The organism is Nonomuraea sp. 10N515B (genome assembly GCF_052245915.1).
GTDB lineage: Bacteria > Actinomycetota > Actinomycetes > Streptosporangiales > Streptosporangiaceae > Nonomuraea.
The window spans coordinates 1-951 of record NZ_JBQQBQ010000214.1; the positions used below are offsets into that span (position 1 = coordinate 1).

Annotated in this window: 1 protein-coding gene; it reads left to right on the forward strand. The window is 65.8% G+C overall.

Going from position 1 to position 951, the window contains the following annotated elements; all coding sequences use genetic code 11:
- Nucleotides 1-951: complex I subunit 1/NuoH family protein (locus tag ACTWQA_RS59105; protein ID WP_443167518.1), on the forward strand; the 951-nt coding region annotated here is incomplete at both ends.

Consider the following 951-nt stretch of genomic DNA (forward strand, 5'->3'; position numbering starts at 1 on the left):
GTGCTCTACCTGCTGGCGCCGATCATCATGGTGGTGCCGGCGTTCCTGGCCTTCTCGATCGTGCCGTTCGGGCCGATGGTCAACCTGTTCGGCGTGCAGACGCCGCTGCAGCTGGTGGACCTTCCGGTGGCGGTGCTGTTCATGCTGGCCATGGGCGCGGTGTCGGTCTACGGGGTGGTGCTGGCCGGGTGGTCGTCGCGCTCGCCGTACGCGCTGCTGGGCGGGTTGCGGTCGGCGGCGCAGGTGGTGTCGTACGAGATCGCGATGGGCCTGTCGTTCGTGGCGGTGTTCCTGTTCGCCGGGACGCTGTCGACGTCGGAGATCGTGGCGGCGCAGGCGCAGACCTGGTATGTGTTCCTGCTGCTCCCGTCGTTCCTGATCTACGTGGTCTGCATGTTCGGTGAGGCCGCCCGCATTCCGTTCGACCTGCCCGAGGGTGAGGGTGAGCTGGTCGGCGGGTTCCAGACCGAATACTCCTCGTCGCTGAAGTTCGCCCTGATCATGATGGGTGAATACCTGCACACGTTCACCGCCTCCGGTATCGCGGTGACGCTGTTCCTCGGCGGGTGGCGGGCGCCGTTCCCGATCTCGCTGTGGGAGGGCGCCAACACGGGCTGGTGGCCGGTGTTGTGGTTCTTCATCAAGTTCGTGCTGACCTTCAGCGTCATCGTGTGGGTGCGGGCGTCGCTGCCGCGGGTGCGTTACGACCAGCTCATGTCGCTGGGCTGGAAGGTGCTGATCCCGGTCAATCTGGCGTGGATCCTGTTGGTCGCCGGTGTGCGCAGCGTGGTGATCAACGGGGACTCCCGGATGATCAGCATCGCGGTCACCGGGATCATCGTGGTCGGGGCGCTGGCCATCTGGATGCGGTTCGACACCGTCAACCAGCGGCGCAAGGAAGCCAGGAAGGCCCAGGTCGAAGCCGAGTTCGAGGAACTGTCCAACGAGCCG